Raw genomic sequence first — 8,680 nt, forward strand, 5'->3', positions numbered from 1 at the left:
AGCATTTTGTTCCGGGCGCTCACCTACGCTGGTTTTCTTAACGCCTGCCTGCCGGACAGGCGGGCAAATCTTTATGAGGCCGGGGGCGTTCTTGGGAATGGTTCTGCGTTAATTTTGTACAGCTTTACTTTCAACCATGTCACCCTTAGCGTAGTCGAAGGGTCTCTATATTAATAGCTTCTGCCATTCATACCGGTTATTAGCTTTACGCTTTGGGCCTTTAGCTTTCTGCCTTTTCATTCATCCAATTTACGCTGTAATAAAAAGCTATGCTTACAAGTAATAAAAGTATGCCACTGCCAATCCATAAAGCATTAAAACCATAAATAGATGCCAACTTTGCGCCTAAAACAGGGGAAATGATGAATGCAATAGATGTTGATATGCCGTTAACTCCCATGTATGCTCCCTGATTGTTTTGACCTGCTCGTAATGCGGTGACTGTAGACATAAAGGGCAGAATCAAGATTTCGCCTAAACTGAGTAAGGTGATTGATAATATCAGTATACTTAAATGGTGATTAAAGCCTATTATCCCATAAGATAATGCACAAAGCATAGTTCCGTATAACATAGTCTGGGCTATGGTGAATTTTCTTTCTGCCATATTTACCATTCCCATTTCGAATAATACTATAACAATTCCACTATAACCTAAGAGAAGACCAATCGTTTGCTGGCTTAACCCCAGATCGTCTTTGTAGAATAAGGGAAGAGAATTAAGGAACTGGAAGAAGCAGATCGAGAATAAGGTGCACAGTATGCTAAAGATCATAAATTTAAAATCCCAATAAGGAGATTTTTGTGAGTGAATATTACTACTGCCATCTTCTAATCTTTCTTTTCTGGCTCTTCTGAGCTGAAAAATGAGATGTCTTCTCCGGAAAAAATAGATATAAACCAAACCGGCTATTAAAGCTGCAAATGCATTGGAGAAAAACAGAAAATTATAAGATATAGCGGATAGTATTCCGCCCAAAGCCGGGCCGATAGAGAATCCTAAATTTATAGCCATTCTATTCAATGAGAAAGATTTAGTTATATTCTCGGGTTTGGCATATTTGATAATAGCTACTGAGTTTGCCGGTCTGAACATTTCACTAATCATGCTTTGTAGAAATATCATAGCTGATAATGAAGTTACTGTTGTGAAAAGCGGAAGCATACAAAAAAAAGGAACACTTAAGAGCAGACTGTAAGCCTGAACTTTATATTCGCCAATTTTGTCTGTAATTGTACCACCTATCCATGACCCGGCTACAGAACCAATGCCGAAAAAACTAAGTACAAAGCCAGATTGTGCTATACTGAAATGCAGTTTGTCTACCATATATACCCCCAGAAATGGCAATACCATAGAGCCGGACCGGTTAATAAGCATAACAAGGGCCAGCATCCATGATTCCGTGGATAATCCTTTATAAGAATGGGTATAAAGTCTGGTAATTTTCTTAATCATAAAATAGACAACACAAATAACGTGTTTTTATAATATACTTATTTCTTAGACGCTAAATTTTAGAAAATGCTACAAGGATGTTACTTATTTTTAACATAGTTTTTATTTAATCACTTTTTAGTAGCTAGTAATCGAAAATATTTGTATTTATGCAGTGCAAACACACACTTATTAAATGAACTGTATATTTAAACCTTTGTGGGCTTTAATGCCTTTTCTATTGCTATCTTCCAGTTTATTGTCTCAGGAAGCTAAAACTATTGAACCGTTTAAGATAGGTTACTCAATTAGTATTAATAAAATAGATATTGTTACGCTAAAGAAAGCTAAGGAGGCCGGAATAGACTATATTGAGCTAGCTGCGCTAAGTTCTTTAATAGATAAGGAAACTAAAGAGCTAAAGCTTACAAAAAAAGAGCTGGAGAATAAAATGAAGACCATTAAGGCAACAGCCGATGAGGCTGGGATTAAAATATGGTCTTTGCATATGCCTTTTGGACAGTATGAAGATATTTCTTTAGGTGATGAGGTACAGCGAAAGAAAGTAGTGAACCTTCATAAAGAGATAATTAAACATGCTGCAGTATTAAAACCTCAAATCATTTTATTTCATCCAAGCTGGTATCTTGGGCTTAATGAGCGGGAACTCAGAAAAACTCAGATGATTAAGTCGGCAACGGAACTGAATAAATTTGTCAAGGGTATTGGTGCGAAAATGGTGATAGAGAATATGCTTGGACCAGAATTATTAAAGAGTGCGCAGCAGGAGAGACCTTTGTGCAGATCTGTTGAAGAGGTGCAGGAAATTATGGGCCGTTTACCAAAAGATATTTATGCAGCGGTAGATATGAACCATATTAAATCTCCTGAGAAATTGATCAATGCTTTGGGAAACCGTCTAAAATCTGTCCATATTGCAGATGGTGATGGAATGGCTGAAAGGCATTATTTTCCATGCTCGGGAAAAGGGAAAAATGATTGGAATGCTATTTTTTCTGCCCTTTATAAAGCGGGGTACACTGGTGCTTTTATGTACGAAAGTGCGTATCCTTCGTTACCAGAGCTAAAGTCCTGTTTTGACACACTGTACGGTAATTATGTATCTGGTTTAAAACGGGCTGCTTCTGAGTAAGCAGTTTGTTTAATCAGCTTTATTGAATAATAAATTTTAATAGGATTGGCAGCTATTTATTTCCATTTGAAATCCTGTTTAATTTCATGGTTATATTATTGCTTTTTTCTTTGATATAAACGATATTTAGAAGTAACAATAAAATGCTTTGTATTGTTGGTACCTTCTCTATTATTACCGTTGTTTTTTATACAAAAAGTTTATCAGAAGACGTAGGATGAACGTAAGATAAACGTAGGATGAACGTAAGATGGTACAGGGTATGGACAAGCTTGATACATCCTGGAACCCAGACCAATTATGTCATCAGCGCTTTCTCTATCTCTGTTATTTTTTCGTTCCAGTAAACGTTCATTTCTTCTCTTTGGCTGTTATCTAGAAGTTTTTCATGATGAAAACTAATAGTTGCTTTGAAAGAGTCGCCTATAATTCTTACCTGAACAGTTGAGTTATTCTCCCAGTTGTTCTTTTTCCAGCTCATTCGGATATGGGAATAGGGTGTAAATACACTCACTTTTCCTGTAATCCCTTCCTTGGTGCTAAATTCTTTTTTAACGTCTAATTCTTCTTCGAGTTCGCCAAGCCAGACTTTTAACCCCTGATCTGAGAACATAAAATCCCATAAATGTTTCTGTGAGTATGGAAATGTTTTTCTAAGTCCAAACTGCCAGCCTGCATCTTTAGTAAGACCAATAGGTTTCGCTTGCTTTTTCATATCCGTTGATTTAATCTGTTTAAGCAGCCACTTCTCTTAAGTCTACTGCAACTACTCTGGAAACACCTTGTTCTACCATCGTAACACCATAAATGATATCTGTGCTGGCTATAGTACGTTTGTTATGCGATACTACAATGAATTGAGATTCGTTAGAGAACTTCCTGATAATGTTATTGAACTTATCTATGTTTGTATCATCTAGTGGGGCATCAACCTCATCGAATATACAGAAGGGCGCTGGTTTTAACAGGTATAACGAAAACAGCAGGGCAGTAGCAGTCAGTGTCTTTTCACCACCTGATAACTGATTAATAGATAAAGGGCGTTTTCCTTTAGGTCTTGCAATAATATCAATATCAGAATCCAGCGGATTGTCAGGATTGCTCAAAATTAAATCGCAGCTATCTTCTTCGTTAAACAGAGATCTGAACACACGCATGAAGTTTTCACGTACACCGGTAAATGCTGTCATAAACTTATCTTTGGCAGTTTCGTCTATTTCTTTAATGGTTTGCAACAAAGATTCTTTTGCTTCTGTTAAGTCTTTTTTCTGTGCTTTAATGAAGTTATAGCGCTCTTCCATCTCATTATAAGCTTCCATTGCCGTAGAGTTAATAGCTCCAAATTCGTCCAGTTGCTTTTTAATTTTATCAACTTTTTCTTTGGTGTCGTCCTCATTGGCATCTTCCGGAACTTCGTTATCCAGCAGATCTTCAATTTCCAGATTGAATTCTACAGAAAGTCTTTCTTTTAATGAGTTTAGCTCTATTCTAAGATTGCTTTTTTTATCTTTAATCTCGTTAGATAGGAGGTCTATGTTTTCTTTTTTACGACGCAACTCGGTAAGCTCTGTCTCTAAATCGTTAACCAGTCCACGCGAAGCATAATATTCTTTTTCGGCGTCTTGCAAAGCATTTTCCATTTCCTCTTTCTGCGTATACATGGCAATCAGATCTTCATCGTTATGATCTACATGCTGCAGCGTGTCTTTAATAGTTGCTTTGGTATTATCTAAATCGGCACTGTTTATATTAATACGGCTTTCCAGATTTTCCTTTAGAGAGTCGCGGTATTCCAGATCCTTGTCAATACTGCTAATTTTGTTTTGCTGCTGGTGGAATTTAATGTTATCTGCATTGAAAGCTGAACTACGCATAGTCAGCACTTCACTAATTTCATTAAAAGCGGCCTGCTGTTCAACCAGCTTATCGGCAAGCAATTGTCTCTGCGTGTTGATTTCTGCAATTAGGGGCTCTAATTTTAGTAACTCCGAAGCAATATTTTGCAGTTTGTTTTCAATATCCTGTTTCCTGTTCTGGCTATTAGTAATAAAAGACTGATACTGTTCCTGTTTAGTTTTTACCGAGATCAGTTCGTTTTGTAACAGATTGATTTCGCCACTTAAAACTGTAATTTCCTGAGCTTTAGTAGAAGCCTTTAAAGAAGCTATTTTAATGCTATTCTCGTCTATACCTGCTTTTAATTTTTTAATCTGACTGTCTAAGTCTTTAATTTCTTTGCTCAGATTTTCCAAATTTTTTGCTCTACCAATACGCTTTCCTTCAAAAAGCCCGACAGAACCGCCAGAAAGCGTATGTTTGGTTTTGCTGAACTTGCCAGACTTGCCAATGAATGTAGCTCCAGGTACAATAGGCAGATTATTTAAATCCTTCTCGCTTTCATCGTTTACCAAAAAGACATTGTGGAGCAAATGGTTAAATAAGTTTTTATATTTCTTATCTGTCTCGGTTACCATAATCACCGGAACTGCTCCGTCCGGAGTTTCTATGCTGGTCGCTTCCTTTTCTTCGATATTGTTTAATATAAAGAAATTTGCTTTTCCTCTGGACGAATCGTTCAAAAGCTTAATGGCTTCAATTGCATCATCATAGTTTTCAACCACATAATGGTTCATGAGAGATTCCAGATAGTTTTCTATGGGAACCCGGAATTCTTCTCTACAGAACAGAATATCCGAAAGGAGCGGAGCTTTCTTTGCCCATTGGGTGCTTTTCTTAAGAAAACGTATAGACTCTGGAAATCCTTCCAGATTGTCTACCATACTCTTGGTGAGATTGTACTCATTCTGACGGGCATCTAAACGACGGCTCAGACTATTCAGATGATCTTTATCCTCCGCCAGGCTCTCTTCCTGAAGCTGTAACTGTTCTTTTAATTCTTCTTCCTGTTTCTGAAGGTGATTAAGCTGATGCTGTTTGCTTTCTACCTTATTTTCCAGTTCGACAACTACTTTATTGAATTCAGATAACTGGGTCTCTTTGGAAGCTGTATCTTCAACATTCCTGATACTTTCCTGTTCTAAGGCATCTCGTTGTATCTTTAAGATCTCAATGTCTTTGTCTGTTTGGTAAAGCTTGTTCTGCAGCTGAGCTGCTTCCTTTTGGCTTTGGTCTAAACTTAGTTTAGAAGATTGCTGCTGAATTCTAAGTTCTTCAACTTCTTCTTTTAACAGATTAAGATTAGAAGATACCGTATGCAAAGTCTGTTCTTCCTGCAAACGATCTTCGTTTAGCCTTTTTATATTATACAGAATATGGTTAAGCTGGTTTTTGTCCTTCTCGAGCTCGGTATTTAACCGTTGTTCTTTGTCCTGAAGGAATTTCAGCTGTTCGTTCTTAATCTTCTTTTCGCTCTCGTAAGCTCTGATTTTGGCTATAAACTCGTTGGTAGCCTTTTGTTGTACCGAAAGGTTTTTTTCTTTGGTTAGATTGCTAAATTTATGTTTTTGAATATCGGCATCCAGTTTATCAGTTTGCGTATGTACATTGGTTCTCTGTTCTGCCAGTTCTTTTTCCTGGTTTTCCAGTTTTTCCAGAGAATCGCGGAAACCGATAATTTTGAATGAAGCCAGAATGATACTTAAAGCTTTATATTGCTCTTTGATTTTATAATAGCGTTCGGCTTTTTTCGCCTGGTTCTCTAAAGTCTTAAGGTTTCTTTCAATCTCGAACAATAAGTCTTCAACCCTGCTAAGGTCTGTTTCTGTATCTTTTAACTTATTGAATGTTTGCTTTTTTCTTAGCTTATATTTAGAGATACCTGAAGCTTCTTCAAATAAAGCTCTTCTTGAACCTTCTTTGTTGGCAATAATCTCATCAATCATTTTCAATTCTATGATTGAATAGGAATCAGAGCCCACACCGGTATCTAAAAACAGGTCTGTAATATCTTTTAAGCGGCACTGTACATCATTCAAACGATATTCGGATTCGCCTGTGCGATATAATTTTCTGGTAATGGTTACCTGCGAAAATTCTGTAGGTAATACATTCTTTGTGTTATCAAACGTTAGAGAAACTTCTGCAAGGTTAGCGGGTTTACGTGTTTTGGTCCCATTAAAGATAATATTCTCCATCTTCTCTGAACGTAAGGCACGAGTACTTTGCTCGCCTAAAACCCAGCGTATGGCATCTACAACATTAGATTTACCACAGCCATTAGGACCAACAATAGCGGTAACTCCTTCATTAAAATTAATAGTTATCTTGTCTCCGAAACTTTTAAATCCCTTTATTTCTAACTTGTTTAATTGCATTTATATACCCGGAATAATCCCCAATAAAATTCCCCCAAAACTAATTTAAATTTATTAATTTGCAGAGGTGGAAAATCTGTTTTATATACTTGCTGTTGTTGCTTATTTCCTTTTTCAGGGGTACCAGAACTTTAAAAAGGAACAAGAGAAGGCTAAAAAGAGGAATCTCGGTAAGCCTGTAGAGACTTATGGAATTCCTGAAGAAGTTGAAAGCGAACCGCTTATAGAGAAAAGAACCGAGGCAATAGACCTTAAGCCAGATTATAAACTAACTAATAGAGAGATCCAGTTAAAGGAAAAGATAGAAGAGTCGGTTTATAAAAAAATGGATTATAAATCTTTAGGAGATTATTATAATCCTGAGAAACCTGCTATAGAGAATAAACCTTTAAAAGTTCAGACTAAGTCAACAGAAGTGTTTAAAGTTCAGCATAAAGAAGATGATATTATCGATTTTGATTTGAGAGATGCTGTAATTAAAGAGGCCATTTTGAAAAGGCCGTATTAGATTTTCATATTTATTTAACCGCAAAGTCTACAAACAAAACGTAGAGATCGCTGAATTTTTTTGCGATTGTTGGCTCTAACAGTATTCAGGCCTCCTCATTCTTCGTCTAAATGACGAGAAAGAAGGGCTGTTATTTACCACTAACTGATTATGAGTTTGCTTTGTACATTTTGTGAAAAACTTTACGTTCTTTGTGGTTGAAATAGAATGAACACTCCTCAAAAAATACTTATAATAGGTACAGTTTGGCCAGAACCTGGTTCTTCTGCCGCAGGTAGTCGAATGATACAGCTTATTCAAGCTTTCTTAAAAACAGGTTATGAGGTAACTTTTGCCAGTGCCGCGGCAGATAGCGATTTTATGGTTGATCTGGATACGCTAGGTGTTTACAAGCAGTCCATTAAATTAAATTGCTCTTCTTTTGATGTTTTTGTAGGAGATTTGCAGCCAGATTTGGTGATGTTCGATAGGTTCATGACAGAAGAACAGTTTGGATGGCGGGTTAGCGACGCGTGTCCGTCAGCTTTAAAACTTCTAGATACGGAAGATTTGCACTGTTTACGCTATGCGAGACAAAAAGCCTTTAAACATAAAAAAGAATTTGTTTTAGAAGATCTGCTGGGAGAAGATATTGCAATACGTGAAATAGCTAGTATTTATAGATGCGATATTTCAATGATTATCTCACAATTTGAAATGGATATTTTGCAAAGACTGTTTAAAGTTGATATCAAACTGCTTTATTATATACCTTTTTTACTGCCAAATATCAATGTGGATGAAGTTTTAAGATATAAAACTTTTGAAGAAAGACAGCATTTTATAAGTATAGGTAATTTTTTGCATGAACCTAATTGGAATGCGGTTTTATACCTTAAAGAGGAAATCTGGCCCATGATCAGGAAGCAATTACCTCAAGCAGAGCTACACGTTTTTGGAGCGTATCCAAGCCAAAAAGTTTGGGAACTAAACAATCCTAAACAAGGTTTCTTGGTAAAAGGCAGGGCCGAAGATGTAAAAGCGGTCATGTTAAATGCAAGAGTTTGTTTAGCACCACTTAGATTTGGTGCCGGGCTTAAAGGTAAATTAATAGATTCCATGCTGTATGGGACGCCTAATGTAACCACATCTATAGGTGCTGAGTCTATGTCTTTGGGAAGAGATTGGAATGGTTTTATAGAAGATGACACAGACCTGTTTGCCGATAAGTCTGTATTACTTTATAATAATCGCGAAGTTTGGACTAAATCGGTGAAAGATGGGGTTCAAATCGTTAATCAAAACTTTAGTTTTGGTATGGCAGAATC

6 protein-coding genes are annotated in these 8,680 nt (G+C 36.7%); 3 read left to right on the forward strand and 3 right to left on the reverse strand.

The genetic code is table 11. The annotated features are described in order from the left end of the window. Positions 1–220: 220 nt before the first annotated feature. Positions 221–1,459, reverse strand: coding sequence for an MFS transporter (locus ABWO41_RS12465; RefSeq protein WP_353138338.1), 1,239 nt, complete (start codon positions 1,457–1,459; stop codon positions 221–223). Positions 1,460–1,634: 175 nt separating this feature from the next. On the opposite strand from ABWO41_RS12465, the gene ABWO41_RS12470 reads away from it, so the two are divergent. Next, positions 1,635–2,591 carry a sugar phosphate isomerase/epimerase family protein gene (locus ABWO41_RS12470; protein WP_353138340.1) on the forward strand — a complete coding sequence of 319 codons (957 nt, stop codon included), beginning with the start codon at positions 1,635–1,637 and terminating at the stop codon, positions 2,589–2,591. A 298-nt stretch (positions 2,592–2,889) separates the two neighbouring features. On the opposite strand, the gene ABWO41_RS12475 is transcribed toward ABWO41_RS12470, so the two are convergent. Together ABWO41_RS12475 and smc are read right to left on the reverse strand one after the other, a co-directional pair. Beyond that, positions 2,890–3,306 (reverse strand): SRPBCC domain-containing protein, encoded by a 417-nt coding sequence (locus tag ABWO41_RS12475; RefSeq protein WP_353138343.1) that lies wholly within the window; start codon positions 3,304–3,306, stop codon positions 2,890–2,892. Between the two features lie 19 nt (positions 3,307–3,325). Continuing rightward, on the reverse strand, positions 3,326–6,865 hold the full coding sequence (smc, locus tag ABWO41_RS12480) for a chromosome segregation protein SMC (RefSeq protein WP_353138346.1): 3,540 nt from the start codon (positions 6,863–6,865) through the stop codon (positions 3,326–3,328). A gap of 67 nt (positions 6,866–6,932) precedes the next feature. On the opposite strand from smc, the gene ABWO41_RS12485 reads away from it, so the two are divergent. Together ABWO41_RS12485 and ABWO41_RS12490 are read left to right on the forward strand one after the other, a co-directional pair. Further along, positions 6,933–7,373, forward strand: coding sequence for a hypothetical protein (locus tag ABWO41_RS12485; protein ID WP_353138349.1), 441 nt, complete (start codon positions 6,933–6,935; stop codon positions 7,371–7,373). Between the two features lie 207 nt (positions 7,374–7,580). Then, positions 7,581–8,680 (forward strand): glycosyltransferase family 4 protein (locus ABWO41_RS12490; protein WP_353138351.1); only part of this gene is annotated, 1,100 nt, incomplete at its 3' end.

The organism is Pseudopedobacter sp. (genome assembly GCF_040392825.1).
GTDB lineage: Bacteria > Bacteroidota > Bacteroidia > Sphingobacteriales > Sphingobacteriaceae > Pseudopedobacter.